This is a genomic window from Pseudorhodobacter turbinis, from assembly GCF_005234135.1.
Taxonomy (GTDB): domain Bacteria; phylum Pseudomonadota; class Alphaproteobacteria; order Rhodobacterales; family Rhodobacteraceae; genus Pseudorhodobacter; species Pseudorhodobacter turbinis.
In genome coordinates this window covers 787,081-810,719 of the sequence record NZ_CP039965.1, presented here as the reverse complement: position 1 = coordinate 810,719, position 23,639 = coordinate 787,081, and the positions used below count along the sequence as shown (strand labels likewise).

General features: G+C 56.6%; 21 protein-coding genes, 1 tRNA gene and 4 pseudogenes. 12 read left to right on the top strand and 14 right to left on the bottom strand.

Annotation, left to right across the window (positions count from 1 at the left end):
• Nucleotides 1-8: 8 nt before the first annotated feature.
• A complete protein-coding gene (locus EOK75_RS16350; RefSeq protein ID WP_137195109.1) occupies nucleotides 9-308 on the top strand; it encodes a hypothetical protein in 300 nt (99 codons plus the stop codon).
• A gap of 736 nt (nucleotides 309-1,044) precedes the next feature.
• Here EOK75_RS16350 and EOK75_RS21440 read toward each other — a convergent pair.
• From EOK75_RS21440 to EOK75_RS16335, 4 genes and pseudogenes are all read right to left on the bottom strand, one after another.
• Nucleotides 1,045-2,304, bottom strand: a pseudogene (locus EOK75_RS21440) (IS5 family transposase); the annotation flags it as partial.
• A 54-nt stretch (nucleotides 2,305-2,358) separates the two neighbouring features.
• Nucleotides 2,359-3,446 (bottom strand): IS3 family transposase gene (locus EOK75_RS16340; RefSeq protein ID WP_137192138.1). Its coding sequence is split into 2 segments (ribosomal slippage): nucleotides 2,359-3,185 and nucleotides 3,185-3,446, totalling 1,089 coding nucleotides; the frame shifts between segments, so codons are not numbered across the junction.
• Between the two features lie 384 nt (nucleotides 3,447-3,830).
• Nucleotides 3,831-4,190, bottom strand: coding sequence for a hypothetical protein (locus EOK75_RS20910; protein WP_168199273.1), 360 nt, complete (start codon nucleotides 4,188-4,190; stop codon nucleotides 3,831-3,833).
• Nucleotides 4,191-4,640: 450 nt separating this feature from the next.
• Nucleotides 4,641-4,717 (bottom strand) — tRNA-Ile (locus EOK75_RS16335).
• A gap of 139 nt (nucleotides 4,718-4,856) precedes the next feature.
• On the opposite strand from EOK75_RS16335, the gene EOK75_RS16330 reads away from it, so the two are divergent.
• Complete coding sequence (locus EOK75_RS16330) at nucleotides 4,857-5,816, top strand: FliM/FliN family flagellar motor switch protein (RefSeq protein WP_137195108.1); 960 nt, start codon at nucleotides 4,857-4,859, stop codon at nucleotides 5,814-5,816.
• 66 nt (nucleotides 5,817-5,882) lie between these two features.
• On the opposite strand, the pseudogene EOK75_RS16325 reads toward EOK75_RS16330, so the two are convergent.
• From EOK75_RS16325 to tmpA, 4 genes and pseudogenes are all read right to left on the bottom strand, one after another.
• A pseudogene (locus EOK75_RS16325) lies at nucleotides 5,883-6,318 on the bottom strand (IS5 family transposase); the annotation flags it as partial.
• A 43-nt stretch (nucleotides 6,319-6,361) separates the two neighbouring features.
• A pseudogene (locus tag EOK75_RS21435) lies at nucleotides 6,362-7,033 on the bottom strand (IS110 family transposase); the annotation flags it as partial.
• Between the two features lie 267 nt (nucleotides 7,034-7,300).
• Nucleotides 7,301-7,894 carry a (R)-1-hydroxy-2-trimethylaminoethylphosphonate oxygenase gene (gene tmpB / locus EOK75_RS16315; RefSeq protein WP_137195107.1) on the bottom strand — a complete coding sequence of 198 codons (594 nt, stop codon included), beginning with the start codon at nucleotides 7,892-7,894 and terminating at the stop codon, nucleotides 7,301-7,303.
• The gene (gene tmpA / locus EOK75_RS16310; RefSeq protein ID WP_137195106.1) at nucleotides 7,891-9,036 is read right to left on the bottom strand and encodes a 2-trimethylaminoethylphosphonate dioxygenase; all 1,146 of its coding nucleotides are present in this window, start codon (nucleotides 9,034-9,036) and stop codon (nucleotides 7,891-7,893) included. Before tmpA ends, tmpB begins: the two co-directional genes overlap by 4 nt.
• 97 nt (nucleotides 9,037-9,133) lie before the next feature.
• Here tmpA and EOK75_RS16305 point away from each other — a divergent pair, with 97 nt between their 5' ends.
• Nucleotides 9,134-9,988 (top strand): LysR family transcriptional regulator, encoded by an 855-nt coding sequence (locus EOK75_RS16305; protein ID WP_137195105.1) that lies wholly within the window; start codon nucleotides 9,134-9,136, stop codon nucleotides 9,986-9,988.
• A 173-nt stretch (nucleotides 9,989-10,161) separates the two neighbouring features.
• On the opposite strand, the gene EOK75_RS16300 is transcribed toward EOK75_RS16305, so the two are convergent.
• Nucleotides 10,162-10,674: a TetR/AcrR family transcriptional regulator gene (locus EOK75_RS16300; RefSeq protein WP_240794071.1), complete on the bottom strand. Its 513-nt coding sequence runs from the start codon at nucleotides 10,672-10,674 to the stop codon at nucleotides 10,162-10,164.
• A 77-nt stretch (nucleotides 10,675-10,751) separates the two neighbouring features.
• On the opposite strand from EOK75_RS16300, the gene EOK75_RS16295 reads away from it, so the two are divergent.
• Nucleotides 10,752-11,804, top strand: coding sequence for an alcohol dehydrogenase family protein (locus EOK75_RS16295; protein ID WP_420821936.1), 1,053 nt, complete (start codon nucleotides 10,752-10,754; stop codon nucleotides 11,802-11,804).
• Nucleotides 11,805-11,924: 120 nt separating this feature from the next.
• Here the strand turns inward: EOK75_RS16295 and EOK75_RS16290 are convergent, their stop codons facing one another.
• The 3 genes from EOK75_RS16290 to EOK75_RS16285 all read right to left on the bottom strand — a co-directional run bounded on the left by EOK75_RS16290 (nucleotide 11,925) and on the right by EOK75_RS16285 (nucleotide 13,556).
• Nucleotides 11,925-12,161 (bottom strand): hypothetical protein, encoded by a 237-nt coding sequence (locus EOK75_RS16290; protein ID WP_137195102.1) that lies wholly within the window; start codon nucleotides 12,159-12,161, stop codon nucleotides 11,925-11,927.
• Nucleotides 12,162-12,230: 69 nt separating this feature from the next.
• Entirely contained in the window at nucleotides 12,231-12,398 is a 168-nt protein-coding gene (locus EOK75_RS20905) for a hypothetical protein (protein ID WP_168199272.1), read from the bottom strand.
• 81 nt (nucleotides 12,399-12,479) lie between these two features.
• Nucleotides 12,480-13,556 carry an AAA domain-containing protein gene (locus EOK75_RS16285; RefSeq protein WP_137195101.1) on the bottom strand — a complete coding sequence of 359 codons (1,077 nt, stop codon included), beginning with the start codon at nucleotides 13,554-13,556 and terminating at the stop codon, nucleotides 12,480-12,482.
• A gap of 269 nt (nucleotides 13,557-13,825) precedes the next feature.
• Between EOK75_RS16285 and EOK75_RS16280 the strand changes: the two are divergent.
• Nucleotides 13,826-14,035 (top strand): annotated as a pseudogene (locus EOK75_RS16280) (DDE-type integrase/transposase/recombinase); the annotation flags it as partial.
• Between the two features lie 157 nt (nucleotides 14,036-14,192).
• Here the strand turns inward: EOK75_RS16280 and EOK75_RS16275 are convergent.
• Nucleotides 14,193-15,128, bottom strand: a complete 936-nt coding sequence (locus tag EOK75_RS16275) for a LysR family transcriptional regulator (protein ID WP_137195100.1) — start codon at nucleotides 15,126-15,128, stop codon at nucleotides 14,193-14,195.
• Nucleotides 15,129-15,202: 74 nt separating this feature from the next.
• Nucleotides 15,203-16,327, bottom strand: a complete 1,125-nt coding sequence (locus EOK75_RS16270; protein ID WP_137195099.1) for a zinc-dependent alcohol dehydrogenase family protein — start codon at nucleotides 16,325-16,327, stop codon at nucleotides 15,203-15,205.
• A gap of 380 nt (nucleotides 16,328-16,707) precedes the next feature.
• Here EOK75_RS16270 and EOK75_RS16265 point away from each other — a divergent pair, with 380 nt between their 5' ends.
• The 7 genes from EOK75_RS16265 to EOK75_RS16235 all read left to right on the top strand — a co-directional run bounded on the left by EOK75_RS16265 (nucleotide 16,708) and on the right by EOK75_RS16235 (nucleotide 23,636).
• Nucleotides 16,708-17,994: an ABC transporter substrate-binding protein gene (locus tag EOK75_RS16265; RefSeq protein WP_137195098.1), complete on the top strand. Its 1,287-nt coding sequence runs from the start codon at nucleotides 16,708-16,710 to the stop codon at nucleotides 17,992-17,994.
• 133 nt (nucleotides 17,995-18,127) lie between these two features.
• Nucleotides 18,128-19,033, top strand: coding sequence for a branched-chain amino acid ABC transporter permease (locus EOK75_RS16260; RefSeq protein ID WP_137195097.1), 906 nt, complete (start codon nucleotides 18,128-18,130; stop codon nucleotides 19,031-19,033).
• Nucleotides 19,034-19,046: 13 nt separating this feature from the next.
• A complete protein-coding gene (locus EOK75_RS16255) occupies nucleotides 19,047-20,003 on the top strand; it encodes a branched-chain amino acid ABC transporter permease (protein ID WP_137195096.1) in 957 nt (318 codons plus the stop codon).
• On the top strand, nucleotides 20,000-20,746 hold the full coding sequence (locus EOK75_RS16250) for an ABC transporter ATP-binding protein (protein WP_137195095.1): 747 nt from the start codon (nucleotides 20,000-20,002) through the stop codon (nucleotides 20,744-20,746). The genes EOK75_RS16255 and EOK75_RS16250 overlap by 4 nt, the downstream gene beginning before the upstream one ends.
• Nucleotides 20,746-21,426 (top strand): ABC transporter ATP-binding protein, encoded by a 681-nt coding sequence (locus EOK75_RS16245; protein WP_137195094.1) that lies wholly within the window; start codon nucleotides 20,746-20,748, stop codon nucleotides 21,424-21,426. Before EOK75_RS16250 ends, EOK75_RS16245 begins: the two co-directional genes overlap by 1 nt.
• Nucleotides 21,426-22,877, top strand: coding sequence for an aldehyde dehydrogenase family protein (locus tag EOK75_RS16240; RefSeq protein ID WP_137195093.1), 1,452 nt, complete (start codon nucleotides 21,426-21,428; stop codon nucleotides 22,875-22,877). The genes EOK75_RS16245 and EOK75_RS16240 overlap by 1 nt, the downstream gene beginning before the upstream one ends.
• Nucleotides 22,878-22,886: 9 nt before the next feature.
• Complete coding sequence (locus EOK75_RS16235; RefSeq protein WP_137195092.1) at nucleotides 22,887-23,636, top strand: SDR family oxidoreductase; 750 nt, start codon at nucleotides 22,887-22,889, stop codon at nucleotides 23,634-23,636.
• The last annotated feature ends 3 nt before the right edge of the window (nucleotides 23,637-23,639 follow it).

Here is a 23,639-nt window from a genome sequence, read left to right as displayed (position 1 = left end):
GCTGCCTGATGCATTTGGCCGCGCGTCGGGGTTGCAAGGGCGATTTGCATGAAGTTGCTGGTGCAGTTTTGACGTTGGCGTTGTTTCCTTGGGGTTTTGGCACACTTGTAGCGCAGGCCATTGGTCCGGCCAAGCTACAGCACCGGGACCAGACGCTCTGCTTCGTTCCAATGTCTGTACCAGCTTTTCTTGGCGCTCTCTTGATTGTGATGCCGCCGCTGGCGAACGTCCAAATGACGGGTGGCTTCACATCCAGCGATGGCATGGCCGTCGATCAACGCGAACGAGCGGGCGACTTGGCCAATTAAGATTCGGCTGCGATCGGTTAGGCCAGAGATAAATTGATAGACGATGGGGTGGCCTCTGGCCGCCCCATTTGCGCTTCAGGACATGAACCTCAGAGAAGGGGCCCACCGAGTATAGTTGCCCTCTGAGACAACCTATCGCCCTGGTCAGCACACGCGACCACCCCATTCAACGCATCTACCCCATGGAAGCCACACTGTTCCGGGCCACCCACCGGTCAGGTTTCAACTGCGGGACATCCGCCGAGGAGCAATGGGTTTGCCTCCCGTGTTCAGGAGAAATCCAAACAATATTAGAATTTCTTCGAATTCGGTTTTGGACGACACTCCTACCGCACCATATCCCTTGGGACAGAGTCGAACCTTGAGCATCGTGTTTCAGGGGTTAAGCCGCGACAACCGGGCGTTTCTGCCCGGTGGTCACGTTATGCTTCCAAGAATGGCCAAAAAACCACCCAAAAAGGACAATTAGTCCTTTCAGTTACAAGTGTCTCTTACACGGTCTTTATAGCGTATTTCTTTTTTCCGTTTAACAGAAAACGACACCATCTTCTAATGCTTTTTCCCTCGCTCACCCTGCTACGTAGAGAGGCAAAATCCGTAGCTTCGCTCTTCGGCTTGCGAAGTTCGGTCCCACCTGAACTTGGGATTCGACGCCAAAAGCACAGACCCATTTGCTGTTAAGCTAATGAGAAGGCTTGAATAAGCTGCATTGAACAGTAGGCTCTGTCCACACGCATTAATTGTACGATGCAAAAAGAGGCAACCGCGCATCCACAAACATATCCAACGCCTGCAAAGCCCCGTCGCGGGCCGCGGCGAAATGAAAGGGGTTTATGTCGCCGAAATGATCGGGGAAGTTTTCGGTCACGAGGGCGATCACCTCTTGGGTGATGTCATCACTCTCCGGGTGAAATGGATCAGGCATCGTCAGGTTTTCGGGCGGCCGTTTGCGGTTGTCGGCATCATAATTCCACTGCCCGCCAATAGGCCCATCATCACGCATCAACACGCCATGTTTCTTGCGCATCCCGCGGTAAAAATACTCCATACGCAGCTGCTTGCGGCCCTCGGTCCAAACGGCAAATTCATCCGTGCCACAGAAACAGCGATCATCAGGCCGGATGGTCACGGGCACGTTCAACTCCGCCGCCCATTGCTTCATCTCCGCCATCAAACGATACTCGCCAGGCGACGTCACGATCACCTTTGAAACATCCAGCTGATCCACCAGCCGCGCAACTTCACCACGCAAAGACCCCGTGTTATCGGGGTCATGGGCGGTGTAGCCGTTCAGGATCGCAACGCGCACTTGAACCTCGGCGACCTGGCGGTCAAAGTCGCGCGCCATTAGGCCCTGGCCCAGCAGTTTCATGCAATGCATCCGCTGCCCGGCAGGGTTATGCGAAGCATGAGCCCGAAAGGGTTTGTCTCGACGCGGCTCCGGCGGAGGTATCCGCTCCAGTTTCGCCAGAGTGCCCGACCCAGATATCTTGATGCGCGGAGTGCGTCGTTCCTGCCATGGCCCCGGCAGTGGTTGGCTTCCATGGCTGGGCATTTCTACGCGGGGGGATGACCGCAGAGGCTCCATGATCGGCAATGGCGTTATGGCATCGGCGCGTGTCGTATGCACCATCCGCAGTTACGCTGCCGATCTGCTGATCGCGTGGGATCTGGTTGAGCAGATAGGGCAACATCGGTGCATCACCGGTATTGCTGCCCGTGATCTCAACCGCTCTGGCTTCCGGCGTTTGCTCATCGATACCCCCTCTCGGCAGATTGCTTTGCAATCGCCTACCGGGCAGTGGATGTGGATCCTGCGCCAGACGCGTCGCTTGGGGCCGCCGTGCTTGCGGGCGTTCCATTCGCCTTCACCCTCGACCTTGATGCCTGAGAGGGCAGTGGTCAGGCACGTCTGGATGGCAGCGTCACTAAATGTCCGCGACCTGCCCCGCTTGCCGGAAGGTTCGGCATCCCAGTTCATCTCGGGATAGAACCAGCCTTACGGCGATTAGGTAATCGCCCCCTTTTTAACGGGGTGCATCTGTAGAACTTACGCGGCCATTTTCAGTTTCATAGCGGGTGTGATGCCGCCGATGCCCATGTTCGGGCGGTCGTTGTTATATGTCCAGAGCCATTGTGTGGCCTGATCCTGAGCCTCCTCGATGCTTTCGATGATGTATTGATCCAGCCATTCATGCCGAACCGTCCGGTTGTAGCGCTCGACATAGGCGTTCTGCTGGGGCTGTCCGGGTTGGATGTGCTGGATCGTAACACTATGTTTCTCAGCCCATTTTCTCAGTGTTTCGCTGATATATTCCGGCCCATTGTCGACCCTGATCGTGCCCGGTTTTCCGCGCCATTCGATAATGCGATCAAGGCTGCGGATGACCCGTTCGGCAGGGAGCGAGAAATCAACCTCGATCCCCAGCCCTTCGCGGTTGAAGTCGTCCAACACATTCAAAAGCCGAAAAGCCCTGCCGTCGCCGAGGCGATCCGCCATGAAGTCCATGGACCAGGTCACATTCGGTCTGTTCGGGACCGCCAGAACGTCAGGCTTCTCCCGTTTCAGCCGCTTGCGCGGCTTGATGCGCAGGTTCAGTTCCAGCTCACAGTAGATCCGGTAGACCCGCTTGTGGTTCCACGGATGCCCCTTCACGTTGCGCAAATGCAGGAAACACAGGCCAAATCCCCAAGTCTTGCGCGCATCCGTCAGCCCTGTCAGCAGATCGGCGATCACCTCGTTCTCGTCTTTCAGCTTCGGGCTGTAACGATAGCAGGTCTCGCTGACCTCGAAGGCCCGGCACGCCAGCGCGATGCTGACGCCCCGTCGCTCTACCGCCGTTTCGGCCATCTCGCGGCGCTGAGATGGCCCCGTTACTTTTTTCCGAGGGCTTCCTTCAATAAGTCCGCCTGCATGCTCAGATCTGCATACATCCGCTTCAGCCTGCGGTTCTCTTCCTCCATGGCTTTCATCTGGCTGACCATGGATGCATCCATGCCACCATACTTCGCACGCCATTTGTAAAACGACGCATTGCTCATGCCATGTTCACGGCAAAGCTCGGCCACCGGCACACCACCTTCGGCTTGGCGCAGGATCGCAAGGATCTGGGGTTCGCTATATCTGGTCATTTTCATTCAAAATCTCCTCGTTCATCTTGCCGAGAAAATTCTACTTCCGCAGCCCCTTACTTTCGGGGGGGATTACCATTACACGTAATCGCCTACCGGCCAACGGATCGTCAGTGATCCGCGGCGCTTTAACGCCGCGTTATAATCAGCCCAGTTCGTCGTCTTATAGGTAATCCAGTTTTCCAACAAGATGATGTACAAGGAAGAGTTGACTATCTTCCCGTCGCCACAAGAGGACGACCCTGACATGGGTGTCCATATCGTTGAAGTGCCTGGCGCTTACAAATCTGGTCGCAACGAGATTGAGGCTCGGGCAGTTGTAAGTGCTGTTGTAAGACACATGAGCCGTCATCCAGATCAGTCATTAGGCGTCTGCACGATGAACAGTGATCAGGGGTGGCCGTCGCATGACCCTCCTCGCAGATGAGGTCGGCATGGGCAAAACCCGCATCGCAACAGCCCTGATCGAGGCTGGGCGTTTGGACCTCCCAGCAGGAGAATGGCGTTCTGAGTTGCTTCACCGAACTCGGCGAAAAAAAGTCGAACGATCTTGAGGGAAGGGTCCTTCGAAAAAACCGAGGAGGTGGGGGAGAAATTTTCCATTTTTCTGTCCTTTTTTACCGCCGTTCGTGGCGGCTTCAAACGCTCGGTCTCCCTCCCTTTTTCCAAGCGTGTGATGCTACTGGCTGTCCTGAGCAGCAGAAGGTATTTCGACCAGTGCATATGTTTTTCTTCGGCACGTTTTTCCATTTCGTGCTCTCGCAAGGAGGAGTACGAAATGGAAAAATCTTGCCAATGTCTTTACCTCTTTTTTCCTCGCGGCGCCGCTTGACCTAAGGAATGCGGCGATCCTATTGGCTACGGTCCTACGCGGGACAACGGGGCTGCCTTACATCTGGAAAATTTGAAAGGCGTGCGAAGCCATGCGCAAAGAGACGAGAATTTATGGAACAAAGCTTGGGGGGTATTGGAAATTCTTGGTCACGTGCTCCTCGGTAGGCCGGAACCTTACGAGAAATCTCACGAGCTGATCCTACAACTGTCGGGCATAAAGAAAATGTGGTAAAATGTGGGAAGTTGTGTTGCCAAGATCCTGCGGGATTCGCAGCCAGATGCGCCCGATAATACCTCTAAAACCAAAACTCGGTTCAATGAACCTTTTTGGCAAATCGGCGGTTTCAGCTAAGTCACTGAAAAGTATGGTAGGCCCGGCAGGACTTGAACCCGCAACCAAGGCGTTATGAGCGCCCTGCTCTAACCAGTTGAGCTACAGGCCCGGAAGGATGCACGAAGGGTGCCCCCGTTCGGATGGCCAATTGCTATGCGCTACGGATGGGAGGGTCAAGAAGAGTTTGTTGTCGTTAACCGATCAGAAACTTGTTTCTGTAAAATAGAGGAGCGGCGAAGGGGGTTTCTTTGGAACATAACGGTATTAAACGAAAAATCGACCTGTCTCGCAAGAGTGCGGCCCCACCTGAGGTGAAAGGTGCGGGCAGATCGTGGAAACTGGCGCTGGCGCGTGCGGCACGCGATGCGGTGGATCTGGAACTGGCGGTGACGGAGCTTCGTCAAAACCGGCGATCTTTGACCGAATTGTTGGAATTGCTTCCTGAACGTGCGCTGATCATTATGCTGGAAGGCCCGAAGGATGGTCTGGGGCTTTTGGTGTTGTCACCAGAGGTGTTGTCCGGAATTCTGGAAATGCAAATGGTCGGGAAAGTCAGTAGCGCAGCAGCCCTGACGCGCAGGCCGACCCGGACCGATGCTGCAATGGTTGCAGAGATGATCGACCGTGCATTGGACGGTTTGGAAACAGAACTGTTGCAGTCGGCGGATCTTATTTGGACAAGCGGGTTTCGTTACGCCTCGTTTCTAGAAGATGCACGCCCGCTTGGGTTGTTGCTGGAAGACGTGCCTTATCGCGTGCTTCAGACTGATGTATCCCTATCGGATGGGGCGAAAACCGGGCAGATATTGTTGGCGTTACCTGCTGATGGCAAGGGCCGTCAGCCCAAATTGCTTGAGCCTCCTCCAAATCGCGCTGCCGAAATGGTTTTCGGCGTGGCGCTGGGGCAACAGGTGCAGGAGGCTAACGTAGAATTGGTCGCGGTTTTGGCGCGGGTTAAGGTGCCTTTGGACCTGACCTTGCATCTGAAGCCCGGTGACCAGCTTCCGATCGGGGCGGCAGCCTTGGACCATATTGATATCGAAGGGCTGGATGGCGTCCGGCTGGCTGGCGGAAAGCTGGGCCAGAACCGTGGTATGCGTGCGGTACGTTTAGCAGAAGAGGCAAAGCCCTCTGTTCAGATTACACAAGCGACAATACTCGAGGCGACTCCTACCATCGAACCGGATGCCGTAAAGAAGGCCGGGTAGCGTCCGGATAAATCCGAACAGTTTATTATCGTGCTTTGACTTCATGTTCGGTGCAAAACATCGACCTTAGGGCCACTTTGGTGTTAGGTTCAGGACATATAACCAAAATAAGAGGGTTGCGGCCAGAGCGATAGCTGACAGGAAGACCTTGGGACATCGGTCATATCGGGTTGAGACGCGTCGCCAGTCTTTGAGCCTGCCGAACATCCATTCAATACGGTTGCGGCGTCTGTAGCGGCGCTTGTCGTATCTGACGACCTTATTGCGGGACTTACGACCTGGGATGCAGGACTGCGTTGCCCTGTCTGACAAAGCTTCACGGAACCAATCTGCATCATAGCCTCGGTCAGCTAACAGCCATTCCGCATCTGGCAGACTACTCAGCTGGACATGGCACCGGTATAATCGCTGACTTGGCCAGCTGTGATGAAGAAGCGGATCGGGCGACCGCTGGTGTCAGTGACGGCATGCACTTTGTATTCACACCACCCTTTGTCTGCCCCCTCTCGGGCCATTGCTGCGCAATGCCCTGCCGGGCAATGATCAGGACCAACGCCTGGGACCGTCATCATCCGCATGCACACCTCATCTTGGCCGGCAGCGCGTTTGACCCTGCGATCCAGTTCCAAAAAGTGCTGATACAAAGCCACGCGTGGATCCAGCAGCGGCACCAAAGCGTGGGTCAGAACTTCATCCATCTCGATCAACGGTCGCACGACACCGTCAAAGCTGCCGTGCTTCACGGTCATGGGCAGGCGAATGCCGAGAATCTTCAACAGCCCACGAACCTCATTGGCGAGATCCATCGTCTTCTTCAGAAGCGCTTTGCGGGTGCTCAGCAATGCACGGACGCCATGCGCTTCGCGGCTCTTCATGTGAACAGGGCTGAACCAACCGGTGCGCAGTACTTGAGCGATGCCGCGTGCGTCATTCTTGTCTGTCTTGTAACGCATTTCCGACAGCGCTGCATTCACCTGACGTGCTTCCATGCAGACAACGTCAAAACCTTCCGCTTTCAGGCCATGGAACAGATGCTGGCTCATGGTGCCCGCTTCAAAACCAACCCGTTCAATCGGATGGGGAAACGTTCCAAGATACTCAGCGATGTCGCTGATCTCGCATGGCAGGTCTCGCTCAAGCAGTATCTTTCCCTTGCCATAAAAAATGCAAAGCGCACAGGATCGCAGTGACACGTCTATTCCGGCAAAATATTCCATTTCTCATCTCCCTTGTTCACAGGCATCCTGTGATCCTATCGGGAGCTCTACCTCAGAACAGAGGGCAGCCCAATTACGCATGCTTTGGGCCGGCAGCAACGCTCGATACAAAAGGCCGGGAAGCGGTTTTTCGCCGCGTCACATTCAGTGGAACTGCGTAATCAGGAAAAGCGGCCATACCAATTTGATGACCGCAATGCAGGCTTCTTGTGACGCTACAGGGCCGCATATTTTGATGAAGCTCTCAATTGTCGTCGACTGGCACCGCTATATCCGAGCCGCGCTATGACGGTCGACCATTCGTTGAACCATCGGCGCAAAATGCCAGAAGTCGGGCGTTTCCATGTCCGGTCGCTTACCTGCATCGTCCAGATAGCGTACCGCGATGATCTGTTCCAAGTTCGTATTTTTCTCGAATTCCGCGACCTCGTCAGCATCCATTGGGCCGCCCTGAAGGTTCAGGGAGTGGACCGAGGCTTCGGACAGACGTCGAAAATATTCGGGCCGCGTCGCGCAAAGATATCGTTTAGCGGCGACATGATAACGCACGCAATCGGTGATAACGCTTGGAAAAAAGCGCTCCAACACTTCTGCACCAGCGTCCTCATGATGGCGGTCCTCTGTGTCATTCATAGTAAAAGTGCCAAACTCGCTGGTGAAATGTCCAATATCATGCAGAAGTGCGCCGACGATAATCTCCTCGGGTTGGTCATTCTGCTCGGCAATCGTTGCCCCTTGCAGCATGTGCTGGCCCATGTTCACAGGCTCCCCGAGATATTCCTCATCCCCGCGCCGGTCAAAAATAGAACCGATGAAATCCACAATTGTCTCACTGCTCAAATTGTTGATGTCGGGTTTCATTCTGCTGCCTTCAAATCAGGTTTACGGCACAGCGCGTCATAGGTGGATCTGAGCCCGTCCTTGTCAGCGTAACATCCTTGCAGCCAACGTGTGCCTTCGCCGGAATAGCCCTTTCGGGCATGGAGAACACGGGTGTTGTCGACAATAAATGCCTCTCCGGGGTTCAGGCGGAACGTGACCTCCATCGCCGTGTCGTCAATGATTTCCCCGAGGCGACGATATGCGGCGTAATAGGTGGCCATCTGGTCAAATGGCACATCAGTAACGGCAGCCAGCGAGCGGTTGTTGAACCGCACGCCGATCAACTCGCCGTCGGGTGCAAGTTCGATCATTGGGCGGCGTGATGTTAGGCAGACATCCGCTTCGCCCGCATATTCAAAGCGGGCGCAGTGGTCTGCGAGGACGTTAAAATAAGCCTCGTTCTCATCGCGCAGACGTTGCGCGGCGGCAAACCCGTCTACAACCATGTTCTCTCCACCCGCAGCCGAACTTTCGAGGCAATACAGCACTTGCACTGTCGGGACAGGGTCACGGTAAGGGTTGTCGGTATGCGCCTGAAGTCCAAGCCCTGTATAAGCGAGGTTCGTTGGGTTAACTTCGGTTCGAACTTCGAAATGTCGTCCATAGTTGGTTTCACGCACGTGGCCGAATAGATCTACCAATTTGAACAGGGCGCCGTCTTCGATCGGGCCGTTCACCACTTTGCCAAAACCAAACTTGCCTATCAGACCAAGCCATTGGCGCAGGGCGTCATCGTTTTGGGACAGTTCCGCAAAATCGCCGGTGGGCACATTTCCCATCAGCCCTGAACCCCATGTTTCAACTTTGGAAGGCATCCATCCGCGTTGCTGGGCCTCCTCTCCGTCATATGCATGTGCTGCGAGCCAGTCCAGATCGTAGGAGACTTCCTTGCTTTCGGGAGCAAAATTGACCACCAGAGTCTGGCCCTTCAGTTCGGCGCTGCTAATGCTGGTGTCCGCCGGAATATCCCGCAGCGAAATCAGGCGCTGACCATTGGCGGCTGACCGTGTCTCGGGGTCGCCGGCATTGTCACGCAGCCAGATGGCGTGAAATCGTTGTGTTGAATGCTCGGACGCGATTGTTAAGTGGGTGCCCGTTGGGGCGACAATAACTGACATCATGATGCGGTCCTTTGTTGGCAGATTCATAACGACAGTATCGCGACGGCGTGGCATAAGATCAAATTAACAATACCAACCCTAAGATTGTGATTTGCTAATGTCAGGCGCTCCCTTCAAAACTCCCCCGCTGGAATGGATACGCGCATTCGAAGCGGCGGCCCGCTGTGGCAGCTTCACAGCGGCAGCGGCTGAAACTGGACTAACACAATCGGCCATCAGCCAACGGATCGGGAATCTGGAAAAGAAACTTGGCACCCCCCTTTTCTTCAGACGTGCGCGCGCCGTTGAACTTACTGTGGATGGCGAAGCTTGGCTGCCCCATGTGCGCACGGCACTCACCAATCTGCGTGACAGTTCCGAAGCGCTTTTTGGGTCCGGTCGGGGGCAGATGACGATCTCGGCCAGTCAATCGATAATTGACTTGTGGCTGCTGCCTCGCCTTGAGAGGTTATGCGGCATTGCAGAGGGGCAATTGATTATCCAATCTATGGTGCTGGGCGCGCACGAAGCGGATGTCGACGATGTCATTCGCATACGTTACGGTTCGGGGGGCTGGCCGCATGATCACAAATTGGAACTTTTCTCGGAGAAGATCGCACCGCTTGCATCGCCTGAGTTGCTCAAAAGAGACTGTCATTGGACGGACTGGCCTCGCATCGCCTGCTCTGGATCACGCCCGGGCTGGAACAGCTGGGCCACTCGCTTCGGCATTTCGACAACCCCGGTTCCACAATTGCGGTTCGACACGTTCCTGTCTGCCCTTGGTGCTGCACGCGCCGGTATGGGAGTCATTCTGGCTTCACTGCCACTTTGTGAAAAGGACATTCAGGATGGACGGCTCGTTCGGCTCAGCGACGAGACGATAGAACATCACGAAAGCTATTGGGCAATCGCGGGGCCGGATGCAATTGCGCGGTCCCAATGGGATGAACTTGCCAATGTGCTTACCTGAAAACCAGCTTCATCAGAATGCCAAAACTTGATATTTCAAAGGACCAAGTAAGACACATCAAACGGGAAAATGCAGCACAGCCAACGAATAACCTAAGTAGGTGAAGCCAGGCAATGGGACGTTCATTACGGTCAACACCAAGGGCGTGGGGCAGCTTTGGACCAACCCCAAAATCAGATTGCTGCCGCCTCGGCCAAGCTGGCCAGTCGCTTTGCGCTGGTCAATGCTGCATCCTGTGACAATGGCCAAGTTTGGGTTAATCCTTCGATAATCAGTAAAATATCGCTGACACTCACGCCGGTTCCTGCCTTTGCCGCCGCCATCTGCGAGACTTCGGCCTTGTGCTGTTCTAATAGTCTGCGAAGTTCGGGATCATCTGGAGCCGAGGCGACGGCGGCGTGAAACAAGCAGCCGTGGCTTGCTTCCGCCCGCATCCAGTCCGCGACACGCTCAAAGGTCTCGCTCAAGCCTTTCCCTGATGAAGCATTAGCATCGCCAAAAACCTGCACCAGATACCGCTGATGTCGGTGTTCCAAGGCCAAACGGACCATAGCATCGCGAGAGGGTGCGTATCTGTAAAGCGTGCGCAGGCTGACACCCGCCGCGTCGCGCAAGTCTTCGACGCTGGGCTCGGTGAACCCTCTTGCGGCGAATGTTCGTTCCAATCCGCCCGCGATCTTTGTCATCATCTCGTTCATACTTGCGTAAGTAGAGTGATCCCTCTACTTACGCAAGTAGAGTAAACATTCTACCGGAGATTTTCATGACCCTTCCCGACAAGATGTATGGCGTTGTTATGACAGGCCATGGCGGACCTGAGATGCTTGAGGTCCGCGATAATTTGACGGTTCCCACACCGGGACCGAACGACGTAATCATCCGTGTGGGCGCTGCTGGTGTGAACAACACCGACATTAATACGCGCACGGCCTGGTATTCGAAAGGCGAGGGTGAAGATGCGGATGCGGGATGGGCGGGAACGCCACTCGAATTTCCGCGCATTCAGGGGGCGGATGTTTGTGGAAGGATCGTTGCCGTAGGCCGGAACGTTGCTGCCAGCCGCATAGGGGAGCGCGTTTTGATCGAGCCTTGTCTTCGTGTTGCAGATGGTGAGGAACATTCCCCGCCTTGGTATTTCGGCTCTGAATGCGATGGGGGTTTTGCCCAATATGCGCGGGTCGATACGTCTCATGCCTATGCGGTTAAAAGTGATTTGACGGACATCGAGCTGGCGTCCTTTCCATGCTCGTATTCAACCGCTGAAAACATGCTGACCCGTGCAAACGTTAAAGCGGGAGAGACTGTTCTGGTGACCGGCGCTTCGGGTGGTGTGGGCTCAGCAACGGTGCAGTTGGCGCGCGCCCGAGGTGCAAAAGTGATCGTAGTCACAAGCCCTGCCAAGATGGATACATTGCGCGACCTTGGTGCCACGCGGACATTGCCGCGTGATGCCGATCTCGTTTCCGAATTGGGTGCGGGTTCTATCGACGTTGTGGTCGATCTGGTCGCAGGTCCCGGCTGGCCCGCGCTTTTGGACGTCCTGCGCCCCGGTGGTCGCTATGCCGTTGCGGGCGCCATTGGCGGCGCGATGGTCGAACTGGATGTGCGCACCCTATATCTCAAGGATCTCAGCTTTTTCGGCTGCACCGTTCTGGAACCAGAGGTATTTGGCACCCTTGTCGGGCGGATTGAGCGATCCGAAATCAAGCCGTTGGTCGCAGAGGTTTTTGAGCTGAAAGACATCAATGCCGCACAAATAGCCTTTGGCGACAAAGGGTATACTGGTAAGATTGTCCTCAAGGTGGACCACGCATAGTGGTGTGAACCGCTCGGGCCAGCGTGAGGATTGAATTTTTGGCACACGGGCAAAGGCGTGGTCAGGTTAGGCTATCGTCGGGGCCTTTTACCGGAACTCTTCCATGTCTGACTTCACTCTTTACGTTGCATGGAAATTCCCCACGGTGAAGTCGACTTCCGCACCGCTGGCCCAGTCAAACAGCGATCTCTTCACCGCAGTGAGGGGGCCTTCATAGACATGGATCGCATCGGGGCTGAGGCTGGCCACTTCTCCCGCTAAAATTACTTTGTTTCCGCCATGCTTCAACCGACCCGGCTCGCGCTTATATAAAAATTCTATTTCGGCACCACGGTAGACGGCGATATGCACAGACATGCAGTGCTCATGCGGTGCGAGGACCACGTCTGGATCAAACCGGCAGGTCCAGATCGTACAAGTCTCATCCTAAAATAACGTCACTTCATCGTCTTGCTGTGCTGTTATCGCATCCGCCATGGCGTCAGCCTCCGACATACTGTTCTTGAGCAGTTCGCGGATTGCAGATGTCCGGTTGTCGGGTGCCGCGGCAATCCGAGCCTGCTCTGCGAAATTTTCAAGAATTGTCTGCGGCATATCGATTATTCCCCATTGGATTTAATTGGGCGCTCAGTTTTGAGAACGCAAGGGACTATGTTGCAAAAATCCAGAAGGGGTTCATGTCGTGAATCCAGTGTGGTAGCTTCCCTGCATAAGCAAACCGACATCACCTAGGGCCGAGTGCCGAGATCTATAATGCCAGCGGAGCTGGCGGATCGGCATAAAGGCGACGTTCGCCATGTCCAGAATGCTTTCGCTATCCTCGCGCAGGTCCTCATCGATATCCTCATCGTCCAGCATTTTGCGAAAGAACGATGTCGGAGGGAGCTGCTTGGTATCCCCGACGACCACCGCTTGGCCAGCACGACTAAGCGCCCCGATCGCATTCTCCGGCGTCATTTGGGACGCTTCATCGATCACCACAAGATCGAATTCCATGCCCTCATGCAAATACTGTGCTACTGCCAGTGGCGACATCATCCAACAAGGTTTCAGCTCTAACAACGCTTGGCCAGCCCGCTGAGTAAGCTCTCGAATGCCAAGGCGATTCCGTCGCTTATTCATCTCATTAATTATCAGGCTCATTTCGGTATAAGTCGACTTGTGACCGATACCGTTTCCCTGCGGCGGACGAGCATCGCGCAACAAACCCTGGCGAATGACCTTGCGCGACATCCGGATAAGTTCGCGGTCACGCTCGATGATTTCTTCACGAATCCGGTCAAAATCCTGCCCGTCGTAGTCCTGCAATGCAGAACCGTGAATGGTGAATGCTTTGTCGACCATATTTTTGGCGATGATCGCTCGCATCACCTTGGCAAGCCGAGTGGGATCAAAATTCTCTAAATCATTGCAGGCCCAATCGACCAATTCAGTGTACCCTTGACGACGCAAGGCATCTTCGGAACGTTTGAGTTGTGCACGATCCAACAAAGCGTCTGGATCCAGCGACGCCGCTTCCAAATCAGATTTGTGATCAAACAAAAATTGCAGGGACCTATAATCTACCGGCAGACGGACACTATCGCAGAATTCTCCAGCGCGTGCGGCCAAGTCGTTGCGACGCTCATCTATTTCCATGACTGTTCGCAACAGGGAATCCGCATCGGCTGAGCGCAGGATAGATACTGCCAGATCAGTATTTTCGAAATCGAGTATCGCCCTCGCCAAACGAACCTCTCTTTCCACAGCCACGATCGCGGTAGCTTTCCCCAGATAGCGATCTCCAAGAAGGCCCCCGATCTCAGATGTCGCGAGTGAACTCTCCAATGATTGGATGCGGGCCCGGTTTCCGATAAATTCTTCGATTTCGTGCAGATCAATATCCGAACGGCCTTGGAATAGGGAAAGGTAATTTCGCGATGCAGTAAGCGCGTCATTTCCGGCGGCAATATCGTCGTTCAGGATTTCGATATCTCCGCGGAGTTCAGATAGGGTTGGCGACTATCAAGACGCGATGATTCAAGATCCTGCAGGTCAAATACCTCAACAACATCATTGAACAGGACCATCGCTTCGTAAAGCGGATCACGGGCCCAATGCTTGGCTTCAAGGCCTTCAATTCTGCCGAGGCTACCTTGGCTGGGATCGAGACCGTGCACATGACCCGAAAGGGGCAAATCTATGCCAACGGCCTCACCGCGTTTCAGCAGATTGCTGCGCCCGCAGCATAGGTATGTCCAGGCTATGCCCGCACTCAAACTCCAATAAAATTTGCGACAGCAACCAAAGGATGTCATAGTGCTACCTCGCCAAATGTGTCGCGCCATATGTGCAACAACAGGAGTGGTTCGGCCAATAGGTTGGGCGTCTGGCGCATATAAAGATGGCCTATGCCTTCAAGTCGCCCTCCCATATGCCGCGCTGCACCAGGTCGCGCGCGACATCCAAGGTGACTTGGGCGATGGCATGGCAGGCGCGGCTACTTTTGCGGGCCGGATTGGTCGCCAAATAGACGGGGCGCACCATGTCTGGTTCGTGGATCGGGGCCTTGACCAATTCGCCGCGTGCGACGAAATCATGCGCGGCGGCCGGGGCAAAAATGGTATGGCCCGACCCGCGCGCCACCAGTTCTTTTATCTGTGTCATCGCGTCCATTTCGATGGTCACGTTCAATTGCACCCCGCGTGGCTGGGCGTAACTTTCGACTGTCTTGCGCAGGCCGTGCGACGGGCTGGGCAGGATCAGCTCTAGCTTTTGCAGGTCGTGTAGGCGGACGGGCGTCCCGGGCGGTGTATCAAGCGGCCAAGCGTCCGGCGCCGAAAAGAAGAACAGGCACTCGTTCAGCACGTGTGTGACGCGAAAATGATCGGCTTTGGTCAGGTCATAGATAAAGCCTATATCGACGGTGCCATCGTCGATCCACGTCTTGATATAACCGCTCATCGCCTCGATTGCCTGCAATCGCAGATCGGGGAATTCGACCCGAACCGTTTCGGCCATAGGCACGGCCATGACCATCGAAACCGAGGGCGGCATACCAAACCCGACCTTGCCACGCACCGCGCCGCCCGCCTCGCGCATTTCATCAAGGCAATCCTCGAACGCGGCGCAGACGGTGCGGGCATGTTTCAAAAGTAGCGTTCCATCATCGGTAAGGATGGTGCCGCGCGGGCTACGCTCGACCAAGCGCACACCCAGCTCTTCCTCCATGCGCACCACATTTTGCGACAGCGACGGCTGCGCGACGCCCAGAATGCTGGCCGCGACCGACAGGGAGGGCGATTCGGCGATGGCAATGAAGTACCGAAGCTGACGGATATCCATAGGCGTTCCCTTGGCTTTAGAGGGTTAGCTAAAGGGAGCGCCTATGAATTTGTCAAGTTTTCTCTGTCAGAGCGTCAGCTAAAATCGACGATCTGGCGGATCGCCGTGCCGTCGTTCAGCCGGTCCATTGCCAGGTTGATTTCATCCAGACGAATCCGGTGGCTTAGCATTTTTTCAACCGGCAGCTTGCCTTGCTCATAAAGGGCGAACATGCGGGGCAGATCGCGTTGCGGCACGCAGGATCCGATATAGCTACCCTTCAGGGTGCGTTCCTCGGCGACCAGTTTCAGCGCGTTCAGGGCCATGCGTTGATCAGGGTGGGGCAGGCCCGCCGTCACGGTCAGGCCGCCGCGGCGGGTGATTTCATACGCAGTCTCCAGCGCCTTGACCGACCCGGCCAGTTCGATGGCGCAATCAACGCCGCCATTGGTCATATCGCGCACGGCCTGAATGGTATCGCCGTCCGCCTTGATGCAATCGGTCGCACCCATGCTACGCGCGGCGTCCATTTTGGACTCGAATGGATCAATCGCAATGACACGACCCGCACCAGCCGCAGCGGCCCCAAGCACAGCCGACAGGCCGACGCCGCCCAGGCCGATCACGGCCACCGTTTGACCCGGCAAGATGCGCGCGGTGTTGAATACGGCGCCCGCGCCGGTCAGCATCGCACAGGAAAACAAGGCCGAAACGTGGGCTGGCAGATCGTGTTCCACCTTGACGAGCGAGCGGCGATCCAGAACCGCATGGGTGGCAAAGGCCGAGACACCGACGTGGTGATTAATGGGCTGGCCATCCATCGACAGGCGTCGCGCACCGGTCATCAATTCGCCAACGCCGTGATGCTTGGCCGCGCGCTCGCACAGGGCGGGGCGGCCCTCGGCGCAGGGATTGCAGTGACGGCAACCGGGGGCGAAAATGCACACAACATGATCGCCGACCTTCAGGTCATCGACGCCTTCGCCGATTTTCTCGACATAGCCCGACGCCTCATGGCCCAGTGCCATCGGCAGGGGGCGCGGACGGGTGCCGTTGATGACGGACAGGTCGGAATGGCAGACGCCTGCCGCGCCGACACGGATCAAAACCTCGCCCCGGCCCGGCGGCGCAAGATCGACCTCGCGCACCTCTAGCGGGGCTTCGGCGGCGAAATTTTTGGTAATCCCGTCGCGCATCAACACGGCTGCGGTGATTTTCATGGTGACCTCTCCCAAATGTCGCGCCCGGCGCGTTGCTGATGGCCCGGCAAGTTGATTCTGCACGCGTTCAGCGTAATGCAAAAGAGCAGCTTGCGCCACAAGGGATAGGCTAGCGCTATAGCTGTACAAGGGATAAACTATTAGTCGCCATCCAACGATCAAGAGTAAGCTGCCCTCAGTCATACCTTTGGGAGGGGGTAGATCATGTTTGTTGCACATAATAATGCCTTAGCCACATAGATGGCCTGCACTGGTGTCGCCACTGTCGCACAAGGCGCCATCCAGATGATTATCAATCCGATCGCGACCCGCTGATCGTTTATCGGGCCGCACCGGCCAATTCGGGGCAGCCCAAGCAATAATAAAGGGGAGAGAAACCAATGAAAAAACTGCTTATGGCAACTGCTGCCTGCGCTCTACTGCCGCTTGCGACGTTCGCGCAGGACAAGCCCGAGAAATTGCAAATCGGCGTCACGTCCTTTCTGACCGGCCCTGCGTCGGTCTTTGGCGTGCCGGCCAAGGCCGCAGCCGAAATTCTGGCCGAAGACATCAATGCCGCAGGCGGCATTCAGGGTGTTCCGGTCGAACTGACCTTTATCGACGAGGGTGCTGGCACCGAGGTTCTGACCTCTGAGTATCGCCGCATCGTCGAAGGTGGGGCAGATGTCATGCTGGCCGCGATTTCGTCGGGCAACTGCAAGACGCTGGCACCACTGGCCGAAGATCTCAAGGTCATCAACATCATGTGGGATTGCGGCACGCAGAAGATCTTTGAAGAAGACGATTACAACTACGTCTTCCGCTCGGGCGCGCATGCTGGCACAGAAATGCTGGCCACTGTCGCCTATCTGCTCAAGACGAAGCCTGACTTCAAAACCATCGCCGTTGTGAACCAAGACTATGCTTGGGGTCGTGATAGCTGGGATATCTTTAGTGCTGCGCTGACTGCGCTGCGTCCCGATGTCGAAGTCGTCGGTGAATTCTTCCCCAAGTTCGGTTCGGCTGACTTTTCCACCGAAATTTCGCGTCTTCAGGCGCTTCAGCCCGATGTCATCCTGTCTACCAGCTGGGGCGGCGATCTGGACACGTTCGTCCAGCAAGCCTCGCAGCGTGGTTTGACCAACACCTCGACGTTTGTTCTGCCGCTGGCCGAAAGTTCGCTTGAGCGTCTAGGATCGGCCCTGCCGTCCGGCCATATTGTCGGTGCGCGTGGCGATCACTATTGGGATCACCCCGAGCGTCGCGATGACGCCGATTTCCAAGCGTTCATGACCAAATTCGAGGACAAGACTGGAGCCAAGGCGATCTATCCTGTCTTTCACATGAGCCAAGGTATGGCCGCTATTCAGGCCGCCTATGACAAAGCTGCCGAAGCAAATGGCGGTAACTGGCCCAATGAGGATCAAGTAATCGCGGCGATGGCAGGTCTGGAATTCCAGGGTCTGGGCCGTCCGGTGACACTGCGCGAAGATCATCAAGGCATCGAGGCTCAGCTGATGGGCACATCGGTTCAAACGGGCGAGCATCCTTTTGCTACGCTTGAGAATATGATGATCTTTGACGGTGGCGAGTTGACATCACCCGTGGGCGAGGAATCGGTCGCTTGGGTTAGCACGCTGCAACCTGGCTGGGTCGATACCCTGACTGTCGAGACATTCGAGAACTGATCTCGGATACAGGTGACAAACGGGGCCTTCGACTGGCGAAGGCCCCGTTTGTCACCCTGCCTTCGATATGATTTTCTGGCTGTGTTCGCCTGATCGCTGCCTTTCAAACGCCGCCCAAACAGTGTGGACCCCAATGAACCTGACCTTGTTTCTGCTCGCTTTGTTCGACGGTATTGCCTACGCGGCGCTCGTCTTTATTGTCGCCGTCGGCTTGACGCTGATCTTCGGTGTTATGCGTATTCTCAACGTCGCGCATGGCTCGCTTTATGCCATGGGCGCCTATTTGACGGCCTCGCTGACCACCTTTGTTCTGGCGGCCGGATTGCCGCCGGTCTTTGCCTTTCCCTGCATGCTGGTCTCGTCCATCTTGATCGGCGTTGTATTGGGCGGCCCGTTAGAGTGGCTGCTGCTCAGGCGAATTTATCACAAACCCGAAGTGCTACAGCTGCTGGTTACCTTCGCGATCTTCATGATCCTCGAAGACGTTCAGCGCCTTATCTGGGGCACGCAACCGATATTCCAATCGGCCGCGCTGCAACTGATGGGGAATGTGAAGGTGTTTTCGGTCAACTACACAGTTTATCAGCTGATCCTGCTGCCCATTGTCGCGATTACCCTGCTGTTCGGGCTGCGCTATTTCCTGCGCCGCACGGTGGCGGGCAAGCTGATCCTGGCCACAACCGAGGACCGCGAAGCTGCGCAGGCGATTGGCATTGATGCTGACAAGGTGTTTCTTTTGACCTTCATCGTGGGCGCGGGCCTTGCCGGCCTTGGTGGCGCGTTGGCTTCGCCGACCACATCCATTCTGCCGGGGATCGGCGCGGATATGATCGTGCTTAGTTTTGCGGTGGTCGCGACCGCCGGTCTGGGCCAGATCGAGGGCGCGGCGCTGACCGCGTTGATGATTGGTCTTGGACGGTCTTTCGCGGTCTATGTCTGGCCCGAGACGCAGGTTCTGGTGCCGTATCTCATCATGGTAGCCGTGCTGTTGGTCCGCCCCGAAGGGCTGTTTGGCAGCCCGTCGGCACGCAAGATTTGAGGGGGGGCAGATAATGTCGATCCGTATCATCACCCCCGTAATCTTGCTGCTCTTGCTGGCGCTGGTTCCGTTCGGGGCGCAATCGCTGCAAGTGCTTCTGACGCTGGCGCTGGCCAAGGGCATCGCCGTCATGGGCGTCACCGTCCTGTTGCGTAGCGGTCAGGTGTCGTTTGGCCATGCGCTGTTCTTTGCGATCGCGGCCTATGGTGGCGCATTTACCCTGATGCTGATGCCCGGCGCCGATCTGATCGTCGTCTTCTTGCTGGGTGTCATGGCGGCGGTTCTGTCGGGCATCCTTGTGGGTCTGTTCGTGGCGCGCTACCGCTTTATCTTTTTCGCGATGCTCAACCTCGCGTTTTCCATGATCTTCTGGTCGATTTTGGAGAAATTCTATCACTATACTGGCGGCGCGGACGGTATGCGCCTGCCACGCCCGACGGTCTTATGGATCGAGATGGAGCGCGGCGCCTATGAGCTGTTCATGTTCTACCTTGCACTGGCGCTGGCCATTGGCCTTGGCTGGTTCTCAATGCGCTGGCTAGAGTCACCCGCCGGACAGTTGTTCCGCACACTCAAGACCAACGAGACACGTCTGCAATATCTGGGCATGTCGCCTCAGCGCGTGATGATGAGCGGGTATGTCCTGTCTGCCATGCTGTGCGGCACAGGTGGTATTCTGATGGGGCTGGTTCAGGGTGTTGTGACGCCGGAATACGCCTATTGGATCCGCTCGGGCGAGATGGTGTTTATCGCCGTCCTTGGTGGGGCCGGATCGGTTCCCGGGGCCTTGGTAGGGGCCGCGATTTATGAAATCGTACGCACCTATGCCTCGGCCTTTGCGGGGGATGTTTGGCAGTTGGTACTGGGCTCTTTCCTGTTGATCATCATCCTTTTCGCGCCGGGCGGTATCGCCGGTATCTATAACAGTCTGATGGACTGCATCGCCGGAACGAAGGAGGATGGCGAATGACCCATCTGCTTGAAACCAAAGGCTTGGAGATCCGCTTTGGCGGGGTTGTGGCCGCCGACAATATCTCGTTGCAGATCGACGCGGGCAAGAACCTTGCCATCATCGGTCCCAATGGGGCGGGCAAAACGACCTTTCTGAACATTTGCACCGGCTGGCTGAAACCCTCCAAGGGCAAGGTCTATTTCGAGGGCCGCGACGTGACCCCCCTGTCGCCGCGTCAGATCACGCGGCGCGGCGTGGCGCGTGCGTTCCAGATCCCACAGTTGTTCACCGAGCATACTGCGTTGGAAAACCTGCTGATCGCCGCCGCTGCGCGCGACCAGCTGCGCAACCCGATCCGAGCGTTGAAAGACACGCGTCAGAAGGCCGAGATGATGCACCTTCTGGACATGATCAACTGCACTGATGTGGCCCATCGCCAAGTGGATGAATTGTCCGAAGGCCAGCGCAAGCTGATCGACATCGCCGTGGCGCTGGCGCTGAAGCCCAAGCTGCTGTTGATGGACGAGCCGACATCAGGCGTCGCCAGCTCGGAAAAGTTCGAGGTGATGGAAATCCTGGTCAAAGCCTTGACCGAGGCCAAAGTCACCGCCGTCTTTGTCGAACATGACATGGGCATCGTCGAGAAATACGCCGACGAGGTTGCCGTCTGGAATATGGGCAAGATCGAAATGCGCGGGTCGCCCGCCGAAGTGCTGGAGCATCCCGATGTGATCCGTGATGTGATCGGGGAGGTTGTCTGATGCTGAGTTTTCACAATGCCAATGCGTCGATTGGTAAAATTCCTATTCTGCGTGGTCTGGATTTCACCGTACCTGCCTCTGGCACCGTCGCGCTGATCGGGCGCAACGGCGCGGGCAAAACGACGCTGCTGCGTTCGGTCATGGGGTTTACCAATGTCACCGGCGAAATCCGGTTTGACGGGCAGAACATCACCGACATGACCCCGGCCAAACGTCCCGCGCTTGGTATCGGCTATGCGCCCGAGGACCGGCGTCTGTTCTCGGCCTTCACGGTCGAGGAAAACATCCTGCTGCCCGCGCAAGTGGCCAAACTGGATGCCAAGACAACGCAATCGCGCATTGACCGTGTCTACCACATTCTGCCTGAGCTTAAGGTCATGGCAGACCGTCCCGCCGGGAACGTTTCAGGCGGGCAGGGCAAGATGGTGGCTCTGGGACGTGCGCTGATGCTGGGCACCAAATTGATCATGTTGGACGAACCCTTTCAGGGCCTCGCCCCTGCATTGGCCCTACGCTATGCCGATGCGCTGCGCGACCTGCGAGATACGGATCCGAACGTGACACTTATCATTACTGAATCGAACCCGTCGCTGTTGCGCGGATTTGCAAGTCTGACCTTTGTGATCGAGCGTGGCGCGGTCGCAGTAGGGTCGCTTGACGACAAAAAGGAGACGACATGATGCCGAACGAACTTAGCCTGCCCAAACCGCTGAACCTGATCGCGGGTAAATGGGTGCCCGCCGCATCGGGCGAGGAAATGGACGTACGTTCGCCCTTGGATGGCGAGGTGTTCACGACAATCGCGGCGGCACAGCCGGAAGATGTGGACGCGGCGGTAAAGGCCGCGCGCGAAGCATTTGATACAGGTGCTTGGGGCCAACTGACCGCCGCCGAGCGTGGGCGTCTGATGCTGAGGTTCAGCCTGCGCATTCTGGAAGAAGCCGAGCCGCTGGCCCAGCTGGAGTCCCGCGACAATGGCAAGCCGCTAAAACAGGCGCGCGCCGATATGGTTGCCTGTGCGCGTTATTTCGAATTCTACGGCGGCGCCGCGGACAAGGTCCACGGCGAGGTGATCCCGTTCATGATGGGTTACAACGTGCAGGTCGTGCGCGAGCCGTATGGCGTGATCGCCTGCATCATCCCGTGGAACTACCCGTCACAGATGTTTGCGCGTGCGCTGGCACCAGCGCTGGCTGTGGGCAATTCCACCGTCTTGAAGCCGGCCGAGGATGCGTGCCTGACCTGTCTGCGTCTGGCCGAATTGGCGGGTGAGGTCGGCTTTCCCGATGGCGCGATCAACGTGGTCACGGGTCGTGGTGACGTTGCGGGCCGGGCCCTGTCCGAACATCCCGGCGTGGATTTCATCGCCTTCACCGGCTCGCCCGAAGTGGGCCAGATGATCCAGATCGCAGCGGCGAAAAACTATATCCCCTGCACGCTGGAACTGGGCGGCAAATCCCCGCAAATCGTATTCGACGATGCCGATATCGATGCGGCGCTGCCATTTCTTGTGGGCGGGATCATCGCCAATGCGGGCCAGACATGCTCGGCCGGGTCGCGCATCCTGATTCAGGAAGGTGTCTACGACAAGGTTGTCGCGGGCCTGAAAGAGCGGTTTGAGGCGCTGGAAGCATCCGATATCGCGGAAGAGGCGGCATTGGGTCCGGTCATTTCAGCCAAACAGAAAAAGCGGGTCGAGGCCTATATCGACGGTGCCGATGCGCCGCTGATCGCGCGCGGCACAGTACGCGAGGGCGCGCCCAAGGGCGGATATTACGTCGCTCCCGCGTTGTTCGGGCCGGTCGATCCACACTCGAATATCGGTCAGGAAGAAGTGTTCGGCCCTGTCCTGTGTGCAATGACCTTCAAGGATGAGGCTGACGCGATCCGCATCGCCAACGACACCGAATATGGCCTTATGGCATCCGTCTGGACCCATGATGGCGCGCGACAGCAGCGCGTTGCGAAAAAGCTGCGTGGCGGTCAGGTCTATATCAACGGTTTCGGTGCAGGCGGCGGGATCGAACTGCCGTTCGGGGGCGTGCGTAAATCCGGGCATGGTCGCGAAAAAGGGTTCGCGGCGCTGCTTGAGTTTTCACAGATCAAAACGATCATCAATAAGCACAACTAAGGTAGAACTATGAAACTTAAGGGTAAAGTAGCACTCGTGACGGGTGCGGCCTCGGGCTTTGGCAAGGGGATTGCCGAGCTATTCGTGGCCGAGGGCGCAAAGGTCGCCATCGTAGACTTGAACGAGCAGGGCGCGCGTGATGTCGCGGCCAGTCTGGGCGGCGCAGCCATCGCAATCGGCTGCGACGTGGCGGACGGCGCGCAGGTGGCAGCCGCGGTCAAGCAGACGACCGAGGCGTTCGGCGCGCTGGATATCGTGGTTAACAACGCGGGCTGGACCAACAAGAACAGCCCGTTGATGGACACGGACGAGGTGACATTCCGCAAGATCTATGACATCAACGTGCTGTCGATTTTCCACATGACCAAGGCCTGCGTCCCACTGTGGCGGAGTCAGGGCAACGGTGTGATGATCAATATCGGTTCGGTCGCCGGTATCCGTCCGCGCCCCGGCTTGACGTGGTACAACTCGTCCAAGGGCGCTGTCAATTTGATGACCAAATCGCTGGCAGTAGAGTTGGCACCAGACAACATCCGCGTCAATTGCGTGGCCCCCGTCATGGGCGCGACGGGCCTTCTGGAGCAGTTCATGGGCATGGAAGACACGCCTGAAAACCGCAAGAAATTCATCGCGACCGTGCCAATGGGTCGGCTGTGCGAGGCACGGGATATCGCCAACGCGACGCTGTATCTTGCCTCGGGTGATGCTGATTTCATCACTGGTGTTGTGCTGGAGGTCGATGGCGGTCGAACCATCTAACCC

Coding starts and splice junctions, on each gene's coding strand:
- EOK75_RS16260 (WP_137195097.1), top strand. CDS start 18,128: ATGAACCTGACCTTGTTTCTGCTCGCTTTGTTCGACGGTATTGCCTAC.
- EOK75_RS16295 (WP_420821936.1), top strand. CDS start 10,752: ATGACCCTTCCCGACAAGATGTATGGCGTTGTTATGACAGGCCATGGC.
- EOK75_RS16350 (WP_137195109.1), top strand. CDS start 9: ATGCATTTGGCCGCGCGTCGGGGTTGCAAGGGCGATTTGCATGAAGTT.
- EOK75_RS16250 (WP_137195095.1), top strand. CDS start 20,000: ATGACCCATCTGCTTGAAACCAAAGGCTTGGAGATCCGCTTTGGCGGG.
- EOK75_RS16245 (WP_137195094.1), top strand. CDS start 20,746: ATGCTGAGTTTTCACAATGCCAATGCGTCGATTGGTAAAATTCCTATT.
- EOK75_RS20905 (WP_168199272.1), bottom strand. CDS start 12,398: ATGCCGCAGACAATTCTTGAAAATTTCGCAGAGCAGGCTCGGATTGCC.
- EOK75_RS16275 (WP_137195100.1), bottom strand. CDS start 15,128: ATGGATATCCGTCAGCTTCGGTACTTCATTGCCATCGCCGAATCGCCC.
- EOK75_RS16290 (WP_137195102.1), bottom strand. CDS start 12,161: ATGTCTGTGCATATCGCCGTCTACCGTGGTGCCGAAATAGAATTTTTA.
- EOK75_RS16265 (WP_137195098.1), top strand. CDS start 16,708: ATGAAAAAACTGCTTATGGCAACTGCTGCCTGCGCTCTACTGCCGCTT.
- EOK75_RS16270 (WP_137195099.1), bottom strand. CDS start 16,327: ATGAAAATCACCGCAGCCGTGTTGATGCGCGACGGGATTACCAAAAAT.
- EOK75_RS16235 (WP_137195092.1), top strand. CDS start 22,887: ATGAAACTTAAGGGTAAAGTAGCACTCGTGACGGGTGCGGCCTCGGGC.
- EOK75_RS16240 (WP_137195093.1), top strand. CDS start 21,426: ATGCCGAACGAACTTAGCCTGCCCAAACCGCTGAACCTGATCGCGGGT.
- tmpA (WP_137195106.1), bottom strand. CDS start 9,036: ATGATGTCAGTTATTGTCGCCCCAACGGGCACCCACTTAACAATCGCG.
- EOK75_RS16255 (WP_137195096.1), top strand. CDS start 19,047: ATGTCGATCCGTATCATCACCCCCGTAATCTTGCTGCTCTTGCTGGCG.
- EOK75_RS16305 (WP_137195105.1), top strand. CDS start 9,134: ATGTCAGGCGCTCCCTTCAAAACTCCCCCGCTGGAATGGATACGCGCA.
- tmpB (WP_137195107.1), bottom strand. CDS start 7,894: ATGAAACCCGACATCAACAATTTGAGCAGTGAGACAATTGTGGATTTC.
- EOK75_RS16300 (WP_240794071.1), bottom strand. CDS start 10,674: ATGACAAAGATCGCGGGCGGATTGGAACGAACATTCGCCGCAAGAGGG.
- EOK75_RS20910 (WP_168199273.1), bottom strand. CDS start 4,190: ATGGAAAAACGTGCCGAAGAAAAACATATGCACTGGTCGAAATACCTT.